13 protein-coding genes are annotated in these 15,679 nt (G+C 71.2%); 12 read left to right on the top strand and 1 reads right to left on the bottom strand.

What is annotated here, in order from left to right; genetic code table 11:
- Window positions 1-5: 5 nt before the first annotated feature.
- From AB0M36_RS11085 to AB0M36_RS11045, 9 genes are all read left to right on the top strand, one after another.
- Window positions 6-410 carry a hypothetical protein gene (locus AB0M36_RS11085; RefSeq protein WP_364155310.1) on the top strand — a complete coding sequence of 135 codons (405 nt, stop codon included), beginning with the start codon at window positions 6-8 and terminating at the stop codon, window positions 408-410.
- A 34-nt stretch (window positions 411-444) separates the two neighbouring features.
- Window positions 445-726 carry a hypothetical protein gene (locus AB0M36_RS11080; protein WP_364155309.1) on the top strand — a complete coding sequence of 94 codons (282 nt, stop codon included), beginning with the start codon at window positions 445-447 and terminating at the stop codon, window positions 724-726.
- A 194-nt stretch (window positions 727-920) separates the two neighbouring features.
- Window positions 921-2,018, top strand: a complete 1,098-nt coding sequence (locus AB0M36_RS11075; protein ID WP_364155307.1) for a BMP family ABC transporter substrate-binding protein — start codon at window positions 921-923, stop codon at window positions 2,016-2,018.
- A gap of 102 nt (window positions 2,019-2,120) precedes the next feature.
- Window positions 2,121-3,704, top strand: coding sequence for an ABC transporter ATP-binding protein (locus AB0M36_RS11070; RefSeq protein WP_364155306.1), 1,584 nt, complete (start codon window positions 2,121-2,123; stop codon window positions 3,702-3,704).
- 122 nt (window positions 3,705-3,826) lie between these two features.
- A complete protein-coding gene (locus AB0M36_RS11065) occupies window positions 3,827-5,029 on the top strand; it encodes an ABC transporter permease (protein WP_364155430.1) in 1,203 nt (400 codons plus the stop codon).
- 5 nt (window positions 5,030-5,034) lie between these two features.
- Window positions 5,035-6,303 (top strand): ABC transporter permease, encoded by a 1,269-nt coding sequence (locus AB0M36_RS11060; RefSeq protein ID WP_364155304.1) that lies wholly within the window; start codon window positions 5,035-5,037, stop codon window positions 6,301-6,303.
- Between the two features lie 74 nt (window positions 6,304-6,377).
- On the top strand, window positions 6,378-7,094 hold the full coding sequence (locus tag AB0M36_RS11055; RefSeq protein WP_364155303.1) for a cytidine deaminase: 717 nt from the start codon (window positions 6,378-6,380) through the stop codon (window positions 7,092-7,094).
- A complete protein-coding gene (locus AB0M36_RS11050) occupies window positions 7,091-8,368 on the top strand; it encodes a thymidine phosphorylase (RefSeq protein ID WP_364155301.1) in 1,278 nt (425 codons plus the stop codon). Before AB0M36_RS11055 ends, AB0M36_RS11050 begins: the two co-directional genes overlap by 4 nt.
- Before the next feature lie 7 nt (window positions 8,369-8,375).
- Window positions 8,376-9,053, top strand: a complete 678-nt coding sequence (locus tag AB0M36_RS11045; protein WP_364155300.1) for a DUF4272 domain-containing protein — start codon at window positions 8,376-8,378, stop codon at window positions 9,051-9,053.
- On the opposite strand, the gene AB0M36_RS11040 is transcribed toward AB0M36_RS11045, so the two are convergent.
- Window positions 9,050-9,853: a putative RNA methyltransferase gene (locus tag AB0M36_RS11040; RefSeq protein ID WP_364155298.1), complete on the bottom strand. Its 804-nt coding sequence runs from the start codon at window positions 9,851-9,853 to the stop codon at window positions 9,050-9,052. The genes AB0M36_RS11045 and AB0M36_RS11040 overlap by 4 nt on opposite strands.
- Before the next feature lie 26 nt (window positions 9,854-9,879).
- Between AB0M36_RS11040 and AB0M36_RS11035 the strand changes: the two genes are divergently transcribed.
- From AB0M36_RS11035 to AB0M36_RS11025, 3 genes are all read left to right on the top strand, one after another.
- Window positions 9,880-10,947, top strand: coding sequence for an adenosine deaminase (locus AB0M36_RS11035; RefSeq protein WP_364155297.1), 1,068 nt, complete (start codon window positions 9,880-9,882; stop codon window positions 10,945-10,947).
- Between the two features lie 443 nt (window positions 10,948-11,390).
- Window positions 11,391-15,224: a nitrate- and nitrite sensing domain-containing protein gene (locus AB0M36_RS11030; protein WP_364155295.1), complete on the top strand. Its 3,834-nt coding sequence runs from the start codon at window positions 11,391-11,393 to the stop codon at window positions 15,222-15,224.
- Window positions 15,221-15,625, top strand: coding sequence for a roadblock/LC7 domain-containing protein (locus AB0M36_RS11025; protein WP_014447580.1), 405 nt, complete (start codon window positions 15,221-15,223; stop codon window positions 15,623-15,625). The genes AB0M36_RS11030 and AB0M36_RS11025 overlap by 4 nt, the downstream gene beginning before the upstream one ends.
- Window positions 15,626-15,679: the final 54 nt, after the last annotated feature.

The raw sequence follows: 15,679 nt of genomic DNA, 5'->3' as shown, positions 1-15,679 counted from the left end.
ATCCCGTGGGCACTCTCGTGACGCTGCACCTGCCGCCGGGTTCACCGGTGGCCGACCTGCCGTGGATCATCACCATCGGCCCGCTGGACGACGACGAGGGCTGGGAGCCGCTGGTCTGCGGCCCGTACGAGCGGCCGCACGCCCTCGCCCTCGCCCAGGCCGTCGTCGCGGACGAGGATCTGATGGCGGTGGTCGAGCCGTTGCTGCCCCTGGCGGACGCCGAGGCGATCCGCGCCGAGGTCGAGCTCGCCAAGTCCGGTGCTGCCGGCGACGCGGGCACCGACGAGTTGTCCGCCGAGAGCTTCGACCGCGACGGACCGCGGCGCACCACGCCGGGCCGCCCGCCCACGCGGGCCGAGGTCCGCGCGGGGTTCGCCCGCATCGCCGACAAGCTGACGTCGGCCGGCTAGGGAGGGTCTCGCGCCGGACCCGCATACTGGTCCCGTGGTGCTCTCCCGGAAGTGGTCCGCCTTCCTGATCGCGGTCGGCGTCTGGACCTGGCTGATCTGGCCGCGCTTCGGCGTCGCCATCGTCAACGACGACAGGTCCTTCGCGGGCGGATCGCCGACGTCGTTCCTCTGGGTGCACGCGCTGCTGATCGTCGCGTCCCTCGCCGTCGGCACGACGGTCGGCGTCCTCGGCGTCCGCGCCTGGCGGGCGGCGGGCTCACGGCCTTCGGCCGTCGAGGATTCCGCGGCATACGCCGCCAATTCGCCGGAAAAATAGCCGGCCGGTAGCGGGCACGCTGGCTTTTCCCGCAGTTTGGCATCTGAACGCCGGTTCGTTCCGACTCGCGGTTGCGGCCAGGTAACGGTGCGCCAACAGTCCGGTCCGAATTCCTGACGCGGACTTTACCTGCGGCTACGCTCCCGACCTGAGATGCACCGCGCTGTGTCGGTGCGCTGTGGAAGGAGGGCGTCTTGCGCCCAGTAAGTGGGAAGCGAATCGTTGCGATTCTTGCGGCGGGTGGGCTGACGCTCGCCGCCGCTGCCTGTGGCGACGCCCCGAAGGAGACCCCGAGCGGTTCCGGCGCGAGCGCCGCCGCGGGATATAAGGCGTGCATGGTCACCGACACCGGTGGCATCGACGACCGGTCCTTCAACGCCTCGGCGTGGGCCGGCCTGCAGGCCGCCAAGCAGGCCCAGAGCAACATCGACCCGAAGTACGCGCCGTCGACGGCCGAGGCCGACTACGAGCCCAACCTGCGCGGCTACGTCACGCAGAAGTGCAACTTCATCCTCTCGGTCGGCGGCCTCATGGGCGGCGTGACCAAGAAGGTCGCGGCGGAGAGCACCAGCCAGCAGTTCGGCATCGTGGACAGCGCCGTCGAGGGGGCGACCAACGTCTACCCGATGCAGTTCGCCACCGAGCAGGCCGCGTTCCTCGCCGGCTACCTCGCCGCGGGCTACTCGAAGAGCGGCAAGGTCGCCACGTACGGCGGTCTGAAGATCCCGCCGGTTACCGTCTTCATGGACGGCTTCGCCGACGGCGTCGCGCACTACAACAAGACCAAGAGCAAGAACGTGGTCGTGCTGGGCTGGGACAAGGCCAAGCAGAACGGCACCTTCGCCGAGAACTTCGGCGACCAGGCCAAGGGCAAGACGATCACCAGCACGTTCGTCTCGCAGGGCGCCGACGTGATCATGCCGGTCGCCGGCGGCACCGGCCTGGGCACCGCGGACGTCGCCAAGGCGTCCGGCGACAAGCTCGCGGTCATCTGGGTCGACCAGGACGGCTGCAAGAGTGCCGAGCAGTACTGTGACGTCTTCCTGACCACCGTCGTCAAGAACATCGCCGGCGCCGTGGAGCAGGCCGTGGTCGACGGCGCGCAGGGCAAGCCCCTCGCCGCCACCCCGGGCTACCTGGGCACGCTGAAGAACGAGGGCGTCTCGCTGGCGCCGTACAGCAAGTTCGACAGCAAGATCGACGCGGGCCTCAAGTCCGAGGTCGACAAGCTCAAGGCGGACATCATCGCGGGCACCATCACGGTCGAGTCGGCCAGCGCCCCGAAGAAGTGACACTGAATTTGATCTAGCAAACCGGCCGCCGCGCGGTCGCGGGGACACACCCCGCGGCCTGCGCGGCGGCTCTGCTCGGGCAGTCGCCGCGCCCCTCGCGTCGTGCGCCCGGCCCCTCGTCTGCAGGAGATTCCGCTGAGACTCGAGCTGCGCGGCATCACCAAGCGCTTCGGCGACCTGGTAGCCAACGACCACATCGACCTGACCGTCGAGCCCGGAGAGGTTCACGCCCTCCTCGGCGAGAACGGCGCGGGCAAGTCCACCCTGATGAACCAGCTCTACGGCCTGCTGCAGCCGGACGAGGGCGAGATCCTCGTCGACGGCGAGGCGCGGACCTTCCGCAGCCCCCGTGACGCCATCGCCGCCGGCATCGGCATGGTCCACCAGCACTTCATGCTGGTCCCCGTCTTCACCGTGGCCGAGAACATCGCGCTCGGCGCCGAGAAGACCCGGGCGGGCTTCCTGGACCGGCGCCGGGCCCGGCGCGAGGTCCTCGAGGTCTCCGAACGGTACGGCCTGCCGGTCGACCCCGACGCGCTCGTCGAGCACCTGCCGGTCGGCGCGCAGCAGCGTGTGGAGATCGTCAAGGCCCTCACCCGCGACGTCGACGTGCTCATCCTCGACGAGCCGACCGCGGTGCTCACGCCGCAGGAGACCGAGGAGCTGCTCGCGGTCATGCGCGGCCTCTCCGACGCGGGCAAGTCCATCGTCTTCATCACCCACAAGCTCAAAGAGGTCAAGGCCATCGCCGACCGGATCACGGTGATCCGGCGCGGACGGACCGTGGGCACCGCCAGCCCGGACGCCGCCGAGGACGAGCTGGCCTCGATCATGGTCGGGCGCGCGGTGAACCTCGAGGTGAACAAGGCGCCCGCCGAACCCGGTCGCGAGGTCCTCCACGTCTCCGGCCTGATCGTCGATGACGACCGGGGCGTGCGCGCCGTCGACAACGTCGACCTGACCGTGCGCGCGGGCGAGGTGCTCGGCATCGCGGGCGTGCAGGGCAACGGGCAGACGGAGCTCGTCGAGGCGGTCATGGGCCTGCGCCGGCCGCGCGCCGGGTCGATCAAGGTCGACAACGAAGAGCTCACCGGCATGTCCACCAAGCAGATCCTGCGCTCGGGCGTCGGGTACGTCCCCGAGGACCGCAGCCTCGACGGCGTGGTCAAGGAATTCACCGTTGCGGAGAACCTGGTGCTCGACCAGTACGACCGGGCGCCGTACGGCAACGCGTTCCAGCTCAACCCGGCCGCGGTCGCGGAATCGGCGCGCGAGCGGGTGGAGCAGTTCGACATCCGCACGATGTCGGCGGAGACCGCCGTGGGCACGCTGTCGGGCGGCAACCAGCAGAAGGTCGTCGTGGCCCGCGAGCTGTCCCGGCCGCTGCGGCTGTTCATCGCCGCTCAGCCGACCCGGGGCGTGGACGTCGGCTCCATCGAGTTCATCCACAGCCGGATCGTGCACGAGCGCGACGTCGGCACGGCCGTGATCGTGGTGTCGAGCGAGCTGGACGAGGTCGTCGGGCTCGCGGACCGGGTGGCGGTGATGTACCGCGGACGGATCCTGGCGATCGTCTCGCCGGACACGCCGCGCGAGGAACTGGGCCTGCTCATGGCCGGCATCACCGGCTCGAGGGACACGCCGGCGACCGACGCTGACGGTGCCGAAGAGAAGGGGACGAAGTGACTACCGACGGACCGGTCGGCACGTCGAAGGACGCCGACGAGACGGCCGCGGAGACCGCGCCGGAGGCCGCCACCGCGACGGCTCCCCAAGAGCCGAAGAACGACAGCGCTGAGGAATCCTTCCTGAGCCACTTCGTGCACAACCTGTGGGCGGCCAACACCGTGACGGTGACGCTGCTCTCCGTTCTGTTGGCGATGGTCATCGGCGCGGTCCTGATCGTCATCTCCGACCCCGCGGTGCTCAGCACGTTCTCCTACTTCACCGCGCGCCCCGGCGACGCGATGAACGCCAGCTGGACGCTGGTCAGCACGGCGTACGCCGACCTGTTCAAGGGCGCGATCGTCGACCCGGCCGCCATCACCGCCTGGGCCGACGGCTCGGGCACGTGGAAGCAGGTCTTCGCCCCGATCTCCGAGACCCTCACCTACGCCGCGCCCCTGGTCTTCACCGGCCTCTCCGTGGCGGTGGCGTTCCGGGGCGGCCTGTTCAACATCGGCGGCCAGGGCCAGGCGATCATCGGCACGATCATCGCGGCGATGGCGGGCTTCCTCCTGCCGTTGCCGCCGGTGATCCACCTCTTCGCGGCACTGCTGGCCGGCGCGCTCGGCGGCGCGCTCTGGGGCTTCGTGCCGGGCATCCTCAAGGCCCGCACCGGGGCCCACGAGGTCATCGTGACGATCATGCTGAACTACACGGCCAACCTCTTCCTCGGCTGGCTGATCCTGCAGAAGGGCATTCAGCAGCCCGGCCGCAGCGACGCGATCAGCAAGACCGTCGACGAGTCGGCGCAGCTCCCGTCGTTCGGCGGCGAGCTGCGGGCCAACGTCGGCATCATCCTCGCCGTGCTGGCCACGGCCGGGGTGGCCTGGCTGCTCAACCGCTCCGCGTTCGGCTTCGAGCTGCGGGCTGTCGGGCACAACCCGGCCGCCGCCAAGACCGCGGGCATGAGCGTCGCCAAGACGTACACCATGCTCATGGTCACCGCCGGCGCCCTCGCCGGCCTCGGTGGGGCGACCCAGGTCCTGGGCACCGCGCACGCGCTGACCCCGCAGGTGGCCGGCAACATCGGCTTCGACGGCCTGCTCGTGGCCCTGCTCGGGCGCAACCGTCCCTGGGGCACGCTGCTCGCCGCGATCCTGTTCGGCGCCCTGCGCGCCGGCGGCAACCGGATGCAGTCGTTCACCGGCATTTCCCTGGAGCTCGTGACCGTGGTCCAGGCCCTGATCGTCATCTTCATCGCCGCACCGGCGCTGGTGAAGGCGATCTTCCGACTCCGCGCCGCCCGCACCGCCCGGCTTGGCGCCTCCATGGCGAAGGGCTGGTGACCGGCGTGTCGACGGCGACAGTGGAAGAGATCGTGCCGACCGCGGCACCCGCGCGGTTCTGGGACCGGCAGCGCCGCCTCGGCGTCGGCGTGGTGTTCATCGGTCTCGTGGCGACGGTGGTCTTCGGCGCCCTCGCGGCCCCGGATACCGCCCGGTTCACGCTCAGCGACGACGCCGAGGGCGCCGCGCTGTCGATCAACGGCCAGTTCGGTGCGATCCTCTTCGGCATTGTCTCGCTGGCGGCGGGCGCCGTGCTGCTGGCCGGCCTGCTCCGCAAGTACCAGACGGGTGTGCTCAGCCTCGGCATCCTGACCTTCGTCCTGTCGTTCCTGTGCTGGCAGGTGGCGGGCAAGTTCCTGCCGCTCGTGGACACCGCCAGCGGCACCCTGGAACTGGCCGTGCCGCTGATCCTCGGCGCCCTCGCCGGCGTCCTGGGTGAACGCTCCGGCGTGGTCAACGTGGCGATCGAGGGCCAGTTCCTCATGGGCGCGTTCGGCGCCGCCCTGGTCGGCACCATGGCCACCAGCGTCTGGGCCGGCGTGCTCAGCGCGGCCCTCGGCGGCGTGCTGATCGCGGCGATCCTGGCCGTGCTGGCGATTCGCTACCTCGTCGACCAGGTCGTCGTCGGCATCGTGCTCAACCTGCTCGCGCTCGGCGTGACCGGGTTCCTCTACGAGCGGCTGATGCAGCCCGACGCCCAGTCGTACAACCAGCCCCCGAAGATGCCCGAGTGGAGCATCCCGGTCCTTTCCGACATTCCCGTGGCCGGCCCGGTGCTGTTCCAGACCAACGGCCTGGTCTTCCTCGCGCTGATCCTGGTCTTCGCGGTGCACTTCGGGCTCTCGCGCACACGCTGGGGGCTACGCACCCGGGCGGTCGGTGAGCACCCGACGGCGGCGGACACCGTCGGCATCCGGGTCCGCGGCCTGCGCTACCTGAACGTCCTCATCGGCGGCCTGATCGCGGGTGCCGGCGGGGCGTACTTCACCCTGGCGGCGACCGGCAGCTTCAACAAGAACATGACGGCGGGCGCGGGCTTCATCGCGCTGGCCGCCCTGATCTTCGGTCGCTGGACCCCGTTCGGGGCGCTGGGTGCGGCGCTGTTCTTCGGCTTCGCGCAGAAGCTGGCCACGTACCTCAGCGCGGTCGGTAGCCCGGTGCCGAGCCAGTTCCTCAACATGCTGCCGTACCTGGCGACGATCATCGCGGTGGCGGGCCTGGTGGGCCGCGTGCGTGCCCCGGCGGCCGACGGACAGCCGTACATCAAGAGTTGATCCGTTGGGGTGCGGAGCGGCCCGTTGCCGGGGAGCCGCTTCGCACCGTAACGGCGTGGGGCAGAATCGGCGGCATGGAGATCGACTGGGGATCGCTGCGGGCCGCGGCCGTCGAGGCGATGCGGCACGCGTACGCACCCTATTCCGACTTTCCCGTCGGGGTGGCCGCGCTGGTGGACGACGGCCGCGTGGTCGTCGGATGCAACGTGGAGAACGCGTCCTACGGCGTCACCCTCTGCGCCGAATGCGGGCTGGTCAGCTCGCTGCACGCCACGGGTGGTGGCCGGCTGGTAGCGGTCTCCTGCGTCGACGCCACCGGGCAGCCGCTGATGCCCTGTGGGCGCTGCCGCCAGCTGCTCTACGAGCACGGCGGCCCGGAGTGCCTGGTCGAGGCGGTGCCCCGGCCGCTGCGGATGGCGGAACTGCTGCCGAACGCGTTCGGCCCCGACGACATCGACAAGGTCACCGGGCCGGCCGCCGTGCCCGCCGTGCCGGCTGAGCTCGCCCGGTGGCGCGGTCGCGGCACGGTCTTCGTGCATCCGGATCTCTCCGGCGGCACGCAGGTCTGGACCGGCTACTGGGAACGCTCCGGCGGCAGCCGCGAGGAGAGCGACGCGGACAAGGGCATCCTCGAGGAGGGGCCCATCTTCCCCACCGCCGCCGCGGCGGTGACCTGGGGTCGCACCCGTACGTCCCGGGTGGTTGTGGTGGACGCGGAAGGCGGGCTCTCATGGGCCGGCGAAGGAGAACCGCCGGAAGGCATCGGCGCTAGGTGGGAGCAACAACAATGACGGAATTCGCGGCTGTCGATGTCATCCGCACCAAGCGGGACGGGCACACGCTGTCCGACGCGCAGATCGACTGGGTCGTCGACGCGTACACGAAGGGCGTCGTCGCCGACGAGCAGATGTCCGCCCTCGCCATGGCGATTCTGCTGCGCGGGATGGCGCCCGGCGAGATCGCGCGCTGGACCGCCGCGATGATCGCCAGCGGTGAGCGGCTCGACCTGTCCGCGGTGACCCGCCCGACCGTCGACAAGCACTCCACCGGTGGCGTCGGCGACAAGATCACGCTGCCGCTGACCCCGCTCGTGGCCGCGTGCGGTGCCGCCGTGCCGCAGCTCTCCGGCCGCGGCCTCGGCCACACCGGTGGCACCCTCGACAAGCTCGAGTCGGTGGCGGGCTGGCGCGCCCGGATGAGCAACGACGAATTCGTCCGGCAGCTCCAGGACGTGGGCGCGGTCATCTGCGCGGCCGGCGAGGGCCTGGCCCCGGCCGACCGCAAGCTGTACGCCCTGCGCGACGTCACCGGCACCGTCGAGGCGATCCCGCTGATCGCCAGCTCCATCATGAGCAAGAAGATCGCCGAGGGCACCGGCGCGCTGGTTCTCGACGTGAAGGTCGGCACCGGCGCCTTCATGAAGGACCTGGACATGGCTCGCGAGCTCGCCAGGACGATGGTGGAGCTCGGCGGCGCGCACGGCGTCAAGACGGTCGCGCTGCTCACCGACATGAACACGCCGCTGGGCCTGACGATCGGCAACGCCATCGAGGTCGAGGAGTCGGTGGAGGTCCTGGCCGGCGGTGGACCGGCCGACGTGGTCGAGCTGACCCTCGCCCTGGCCCGCGAGATGCTCGCCGCGGCGGGCATCGACGCCGACCCGGCCGAGGCGCTGCGGTCCGGCGCCGCGATGGACTCGTGGAAGGCGATGATCCGCGCCCAGGGTGGCGACCCGGACGCGCCGCTCCCGGTGGCCCGCGAAACCGAGTTCCTGCGCGCCACCGAGGACGGCGTGGTCGCGTCGGTGGACGCGCTCGGGGTCGGCCTGGCGGCGTGGCGGCTGGGTGCCGGCCGGGCCCGCAAGGAAGACCCGGTGAGCGCCGGGGCCGGCGTCGTGCTCAAGGTGCGCCCTGGCGACCGGGTCAGCGCCGGCGATGTGCTGCTGGAGCTGCGTACCGATGAACCCGGCCGGATCCCCGCCGCGCGGGCCGACGCGGCCGGAGCGATCCGCATCGGACAGGACGCACCCGAGCCCGGGCGGTTGCTCCTCGACCGCATCGCCTGAGCCGGCCATGAAGGCCGCCCCCGACCCCCGCGCGGTACGCGAAGCGAGCCTGGACGAGCTCGAGCGGCTCGGCCTGCCGCTGCCGCCGCCGGTGTTCCCGCTGGTCTGGGAGCCGGGTGACGGCGTGGAACTGCGGCCGACGGCGGAGCTGGAGGCCCGGGCGGCGGTGCTGCACGTGGTCGTGGCCCGGTGCTTCGGCATGCCCGCCGAGACCGCGATGAGCTGGCTGCTCGCCTCGAAGCTTGTCGATTTCGTCACACCGCCCGAGTGGCAGTTCGTCGCCGGGGGCAAGGGCGATCACCGGTCGTTCGTGCTGCACCACGACGCGGCGTTCGCCCTGGCCTGGCTGCTCGGGCTCAGCCGGCACCTCGACCCGACGGCCCCGCCCGAGGACAGGTTCATGCGGCAGATGCCGGACCTGCCCGGCGGTGAGCTGTTCAACGCCTGGCGGTCCCGGTCGCTGATGTCGCCGCGGGACCCGGTCGAGGCCGCGGTGCTCCTCGACCTCTACTACTGCCTCGACTGGGCCTTCCAGGAGGCCGAACGGGCCGGGGTGCGCCCCCCCGGCGAGGTCGACAGCAATGCCGTCGGGCAGCGGCGGTGGGCCCTGGAGTGGGCGGTGCTCTTCTCGGGGCCGTACCACGACGCCCCGCCCGAATGGGAAGAAGTCGACCTCTCGATCTAGATCGGCTGGTAGGCCGTGAGGTCAACTGCCGCGGTCACCTCGTGGGTCCCGGCCGCGTCGCGCGGGACGTGCCGGGCACTCGGCGTCATTCCGATCAATGTACGGGTTTCCGCCTCCGACAACCGCAGCGTGCGGTGATGCCTCGACGTGCTCCGCACGGCGAAGCCGCCGCCGAGGGAGTCCGCCACCCGTTCCGCCTTGTCCGGGTCGACCTTGATCAGCCCGAACTCCGCGATGAGTTCGGCGAGATGATCCGCGGCCGGGGTGACGACCAGCAGCAGTCCGTCGGAGCGCAGGACCCGGCGGAATTCCGGGCCGTTGCGGGGTGCGAAGACGTTCAGCACCGTGCTGGCCGAGGCGTCGGCAAGGGGCAGTGGGCTCCAGAGGTCGGCGAGGGCGGCCGCGGCCCGGGGGTGCGCGCGGGCGGCGCGGCGCAGGGCCGGCTTGGAGACGTCGATCCCCAGTCCCCGTGCCGCCGGGTGGGCGTCGAGAACCCCGGCGAGGTAGCGGCCGGTGCCCGTACCAGCGTCGACCACCAGGCCGTCGCCCGGATGTGCCGCCTCGGCCAACGCCTCGGCGATGAAGTCGTAGTGGCCCTCGGCGAGAAACGCCTCCCGGTCCTCGATCATCTCGACCGAGTCGCCGGAGTGGGGGGTACGGCCCGCCGTCAGGTTCACGTACCCCTGTCGCGCGATGTCGAAAGAGTGGCCGAGTGGGCAGCGCAGCGCCCGTTCGGCGGGGCGCGTGAGTGCTCCGCCACACACCGGGCACCGCAGGTATGGCAATGCGCCGTCGATCATCTGCCGCGCCCCTCTAACATCTGCTGATGACTGCCATCTCCTACGACGACATCATCAAGGCCCCCAAGGCTCTCCTGCACGACCACCTCGACGGCGGGTTGCGGCCCGCGACGATCGTGGAGCTGGCGGCCGCCGTCGGACACGAACTGCCCGAAACCGATCCGGAACGGCTGGGGGAGTGGTTCGTCGCCGCCGCCGATTCCGGCTCGCTGGAACGCTACCTGGAGACGTTCGCCCACACGGTCGCGGTGATGCAGACCGAGGAGGGTCTGCACCGGGTCGCCAAGGAATGCGCCCTCGACCTCGCCGCCGACGGCGTCGTCTACGCCGAGATCCGGTACGCGCCCGAGCAGCACCTCGAGGCCGGCCTGAGCCTCGACCAGGTGGTCGACGCCGTGCACGCGGGCTTCGAGGAGGGCACCGCCGAGGCGGCGGCCCAGGGCCGGCGGATCCGCGTCGGCACCCTGCTGACCGCGATGCGGCACGCGGCCCGCTCCCAGGAGATCGCCGAACTGGCCGTGCGTTACCGGGACACCGGCGTCGTCGGCTTCGACATCGCCGGCGCCGAGGCCGGCTTCCCTCCCACCCGGCACCTGGACGCCTTCGAGTACCTGCAGCGGGAGAACTTCCACTTCACCATCCACGCGGGCGAAGCCTTCGGCCTGCCGTCGATCTGGCAGGCGATCCAGTGGTGCGGGGCGGACCGGCTGGGTCACGGGGTCCGGATCGTGGACGACATCACCGCCGGAAACCTGGGGCGGCTGGCGTCGTACGTGCGCGACAAGCGCATCCCGCTGGAGCTGTGCCCGTCCTCGAACGTGCAGACCGGCGCGGCCGCCTCGATCGCCGAGCACCCGATCGGGCTGCTGAAGGATCTGCGGTTCCGGGTCACGGTCAACACCGACAACCGGCTGATGAGCGGCACCTCGATGTCGCGGGAGATGGCTCTGCTGACGGAGGCGTTCGGTTGGGGCTGGAGTGAACTCCAGTGGCTCACGATCAACGCGATGAAGTCCGCTTTCATCCCGTACGACGAGCGGTTGGCCATTATCAACGACGTGATCAAGCCGGCATACGCGAAGTTGCTGGTTTAATGTCCGGTTTTAACCGGCATGTGAGACACCGACGTACTTTCGGCTTACGAAACTACCGATTCGGTGGAGGGGGTCAGCCGTTCGGACAGATGGCGTCTACAAACACTGCATAATCCGGCATCTTGCCTTGCCGTCGGCTTCTGTGCGAGCCATCGTCTGTGCAGCACGATCGAAAGAGATCGGGCCAGATCGGCACGGACGGGGACCCGGACGCGCCGACCGAATCGAGTGACGTTAAGAGACTTGCCATATACGAGCAGTGATGACTGGCCGGCGATGTCGGCGTCTCCGGACGCCGCGTCGCGTCACACAAACGGTCCGGGTCAGGCTGCTCTTTCTCTTTGACACTCGTCGTGATGGAATCTCGGGGGCCCGACCGGCGTGTCGGCCGTGTGCGGTGCCCGGTGATCCGAAGCCCGGGTCCGAATCAGGAGGACGGTGACGTGAGCAAGCGCCCCAAGACGGCGAACGCTGTCATGTCGCGGCTCCGCCGGCCGGCGGGTCGGCTGCGGGACCTCCCGATCTGGTCAAAGCTCGGGCTCATCATGCTGGTGCCCACCCTGGCGACGATCGTCGTCGGCACGCAGGGCCTCATCGACCACATCGACGAGGCCACCAACGCCGAGCGCGCCCGGACCCTGTCCGTGCTGTCCAAGGAGGCGGGTGGTCTCGTCGACCACCTGCAGAGCGAGCGCGCCTTCGGCGTGATGATCGCGACGACGCGCGCCGATTCCGAGGAACGCAAGGCCGCCGACGTCAACTACCGGCGGGAGCACCAGAAGGTCGACGCCGCCAAGCTGCCGTACTCGCAGCAGAAGGCCGCCCTGGACGACATTCCCCCGCAGGTCAACACCCTCCTCACGCGGCTCGACCGCAACCTGGAGGAGCTTCCGGCGCTGCGCAGCCAGACGACCAACGACGACCTCTCGGTCAAGATCATCGACGCCAGCTACAGCACGATGATCAACGACCTGCTCAACGTGCGTGACGCGTCCGCACAGCTGGCGCTGGACACCGCGCTGAGCGACCGCCTGCGCGTGGTGGCCGGCATCGCCCGGTCGAAGGACTTCATCGCCCAGCAGCGTGACGTCGGTCACGAGGTGCTCGGCGGTGGCGACTTCACGACGGCTCTGCGCCGCAAGTTCCTGCTGACCGACACCGGTTTCCAGATCTCCGACGCGGCCATGCGTCAGGTCGCCACCAACGAGGACCTGGCGCTCGTCGACCGCGTCATCACCGGTCCGTCCGAGCGGAACGCCACCAACCTCACCAAGCCGCTGCAGGCACTCGCCGCGACCCGGTCCACCCAGATCCCGTTCAACCGGGAGCAGTGGGAGACCGCCATGATCGGCTACAACAACCTCTTCCGCAGCGTGGAGAACCGGCTCGACGGCGAGATCGTGGCCCAGGCCACCGACATCCGTGACGACGTGCAGCGCCGCGTCTTCGTCGAGACCAGCATCCTGCTCGGCATGCTCCTGCTCGCCATCGTCTTCGCCTGGCTCGTCGCCCGGTCGATGGCCCGGTCCCTGCGCGAGCTGCGCCAGGGTGCGCTCAACGTCGCCCAGTTCGGCCTGCCGCAGGCGGTCGAGAGGCTGCGCGACCCCGCGCTCACCGGCTCGCTCACCCCGGCCCAGGTGGCCGACCAGGTCGCCGAGCCGCTGCCGGTGCGCAGCCGGGACGAGTTCGGTCAGGTGACCGAGGCGTTCAACGCCGTCCACCTGGAAGCCGTCCGCACCGCGGCCGAGCAGGCCGCGCTCCGCTCCTCCGTCTCGACGATGTTCGTCAACCTCGCCCGCCGCTCGCAGATCCTGGTCGACCGGCTCATCGGTCACCTCGACCGTCTGGAGCGCGGCGAGGAGGACCCGGACCGCCTGGCCGAGCTCTTCCAGCTCGACCACCTGGCCACCCGAATGCGCCGTAACGACGAGAACCTTCTCGTTCTCGCCGGTGCCGACTCCACCCGCGTCCAGCGCGAGCCCGCCGCTCTCATCGACGTGCTCCGCGCCGCGCAGTCCGAGGTCGAGCACTACACGCGTATCGAGTTCGGCATGATGGACCGCGACATCGAGGTGTCCGCGCACGCGGTCAACGACATGGTCCACCTGGTCGCCGAGCTCTTCGACAACGCGACCGCGTTCTCCCCGCCGAACTCCCACGTCGTGGTCGAGGCCCGGCGCCTCGGCGACGGTGTGGTGCTCTCGGTCGAGGACCGCGGCATCGGCATCAGCCGCGAGCAGCTGCGCGATCTCAACGAGCGGCTGGCCAACCCGCCGATGGTGGACGTCGCCGTCTCCCGGATGATGGGCCTGGTCGTGGTCGCCCGCCTGGCGAACAGGCACGGCGTCAAGGTCGAGCTGCGGCCCGCCGACACCGAGCGCGGCACGGTGGCCGATGTCGGCCTGCCGGTCGGCGTGCTCGCGTCGTCGGCCTCGGCCGCTCGGGTCCCGGCCGGTGCGACCGCCGGCGTCGGCTCCTTCGGGGGCCCGGAGCAGGCCCGTCCCGCGTTCGCCGAGCCGCCGCTGGCGCTCGAGAGCGGCACCAACGGCCGGGGCGGTTACCCGGGCGGACGGCCGTTCGACCCGAACCCGCCGATGCCCACCGGCGGCATGCTCGGCACCGGTGGCGGCCGCTCCACCCCGGCGTGGTCCGACCTGACCGGCGCGCCGTCCAACGGCTTCGAGCCGCCCAGCGGCTTCGGTGGCCCGTCCAACGGCTTCGGCGGACAGCCGAACGGCTTCGCCAACGGCGCGGGCGGTGCCAACGGCTTCCACGGACCGCGCAGCAACGAGCCGATCCCGCCGCTGCCGCATGCCGGCCCTCAGGGCTTCGCTGGTGGCGAGGGCCTGCCGCAGCGCCGCAACGGCGAGACGTTCCGGCCCGACGACACGGCCTCGTTCGGTCACACGATCCCGCGCCAGCTCCCGCCGAGCTCGGAGTCGCAGAACCGGTCCTCCTTCGCGCCGCCGCCCGTCTCGGCGCCTCCGGTTCCGCCCGTCTCCGCGCCTCCGGTGTCGTCCGCCCCGCCGTTCGCCGGCGGCCGCCCGATCTCGGTGCCGCCCGTGTCGGGCCCGCCGATCTCGGCTCCGCCGAGCGTCGACCGGCCGTACTCGGCCCCGCCGAGCACCAACCGGCCGCAGTCGGGCCCGCCGAGCACCAGCCGGCCGCACTCGGCTCCGCCCGCCGCCGCTTATCCGCCGGCGTGGCCGCCGGTATCGGCCGACCGCGAGCACAGCACCCCGCCCGTCCCGGAGAGCCTCGCGGCCGCCCTGGACCTGACCGCCGAGTTCCCGCACTACCGTGCGGAGCGCTCCGGCGCCGGGTCCCAGCCGCGGGCCGCCCGTCCGACCACCCCGCAGAGCGGAGCGCCGTCGACCGAGTCGACGCCGCAGAGCGAGGCCGAGCGGTCGGCAGCGGCCGCCGCGGCGGCGCACGAGGCAGCGACCCAGCAGGCCGCGGCCGCCCAGGCGACCGCCGCCGCGCAGATCGCCGCCGCGCAGGCCGCTGCCCGTCAGCGGGCCGCCGGCGACGGTCCGGCGAAGTTCTCGGACGAGACGATGGAGCTGCCGATCTTCCGGGAGCTCGAGTCGGCCTGGTTCGTCACCGCACGCCCGGCAGAGCCTCGGATCACCGAGTCCCGCGCCAGCGAGCCCCGGGCCACCGAGCCCGAGCCGTCGGCCGCGGACGAGACGATCACCTCGCAGCGCTTCTCGACCGGGGAGCCGGCCCGCACGGCCGCCGTGCCGCAGCAGGCCGCCTCGCCGGAGACGCGTGACGGTGACCGTGACCGTGACCCGGCCCCCGTGGGCGCGGTCGCCAACGGTTCGGCCGCCGCGAACGGTTCGTCGACCGCGAACGGTTCCGCTGGCGCGAACGGTGCGGCCGCTGCCAACGGCTCGGCTGCCGCGAACGGCTCGGGTGCCGCCAACGGCTCGGGTGCCGCCAACGGCACCTCTGGCCCCGGCGGACCGGTCAACCCGTGGCAGACCGCGGCCGACGAGGGCTGGCAGGCCGCCCGCAAGGCCGCCGAAATGCCGGTGGAGACCACGACGACGGCCGGCCTACCGCGCCGTACGCCGATGGCACAGCTCGTTCCGGGCGGTGTCGACCGGGCCGAGACCTCGGTCCAACGCCGCACTCCCGAGGCGGTTCGTGGGCTACTGTCCGCGTATCACCGTGGGGTGCAGCGGGGTCGCACGAAGGATCAATCGACCAACCCGGAGGAAACTCCGGGAGGGCAGCAGTCCTCGCAGGCTGGCAAGGAGCATGAGGCATGACAAGTACGCAGGATCTGGGTTGGCTGCTCGCCAACTTCGCCGACCGCGTTCCCGGGGTTGCGCACGCGATCGCGGTCTCCGCCGACGGTCTGCTGCTCGCGGCCTCGCGGGACCTCCCCCGTGACCGGGCCGACCAGCTGGCGGCCATCGCCTCCGGCCTGGTCAGCCTGACTCAGGGCGCCGCACGGTGCTTCGAGGGCGGTGCGGTGCTGCAGACCGTCGTGGAGATGGACAACGGGTTCCTCTTCCTGATGTCGATCTCCGACGGCTCCTCGTTCGCCGTACTGGCGGCCCGGAGCTGCGACGTCGGTCAGGTGGGCTACGAGATGGCGCTGCTGGTCGACCGCGTGGGTGAGGCTCTGACGCCGGCTCCGCGCTCGGCCGCCGGGGTGCTCGGCTGAACGGATGGCCGACCGGATCCGTCCGGTATCTGTCCAAAACCTTGACAACACGAG

Source organism: Actinoplanes sp. NPDC051346 (assembly GCF_040682215.1).
GTDB lineage: Bacteria > Actinomycetota > Actinomycetes > Mycobacteriales > Micromonosporaceae > Actinoplanes.
This window is presented reverse-complemented; position numbering and strand designations above follow the sequence as displayed.

Bases quoted from the DNA above. Each gene is read 5' to 3' on its own strand.
- AB0M36_RS11055 (WP_364155303.1), top strand. From the start codon at position 6,378: ATGGAGATCGACTGGGGATCGCTGCGGGCCGCGGCCGTCGAGGCGATG.
- AB0M36_RS11050 (WP_364155301.1), top strand. From the start codon at position 7,091: ATGACGGAATTCGCGGCTGTCGATGTCATCCGCACCAAGCGGGACGGG.
- AB0M36_RS11045 (WP_364155300.1), top strand. From the start codon at position 8,376: ATGAAGGCCGCCCCCGACCCCCGCGCGGTACGCGAAGCGAGCCTGGAC.
- AB0M36_RS11040 (WP_364155298.1), bottom strand. From the start codon at position 9,853: ATGATCGACGGCGCATTGCCATACCTGCGGTGCCCGGTGTGTGGCGGA.
- AB0M36_RS11035 (WP_364155297.1), top strand. From the start codon at position 9,880: ATGACTGCCATCTCCTACGACGACATCATCAAGGCCCCCAAGGCTCTC.
- AB0M36_RS11025 (WP_014447580.1), top strand. From the start codon at position 15,221: ATGACAAGTACGCAGGATCTGGGTTGGCTGCTCGCCAACTTCGCCGAC.